Annotated in this window: 1 pseudogene; it reads left to right on the top strand. The window is 42.9% G+C overall.

Annotated features, from left to right (window positions below):
• Positions 1-212: pseudogene (locus SB660_RS21645) on the top strand (ferredoxin--NADP(+) reductase); the annotation flags it as partial.
• Positions 213-261 lie beyond the last annotated feature (49 nt).

The raw sequence follows: 261 nt of genomic DNA, 5'->3' as shown, positions 1-261 counted from the left end.
AGAAAAATTCCATTGTCGTGAAATCAACAATGGAAACAAATATCGAAGGCTTCTTTGCAGCAGGTGACATTTGTACATACGAAGGAAAAGTCAACCTGATTGCCAGCGGCTTCGGTGAGGCACCGACAGCAGTGAACAACGCCAAGGCTTACATGGACCCGAAAGCCCGCGTACAGCCTCTTCACTCAACAAGTCTTTTTGAAAATAAATAATAAAAAAAGAGAGCTTGTGTCTGCGACACAGCTCCTTTTTTATTTGAAG

The organism is Bacillus sp. SIMBA_005 (assembly GCF_046535585.1).
Classification (GTDB): Bacteria; Bacillota; Bacilli; order Bacillales; family Bacillaceae; genus Bacillus; species Bacillus pumilus.
The sequence above is the reverse complement of the archived record's forward strand: the minus strand, read 5'-3'. Positions and strand labels throughout refer to the sequence as shown.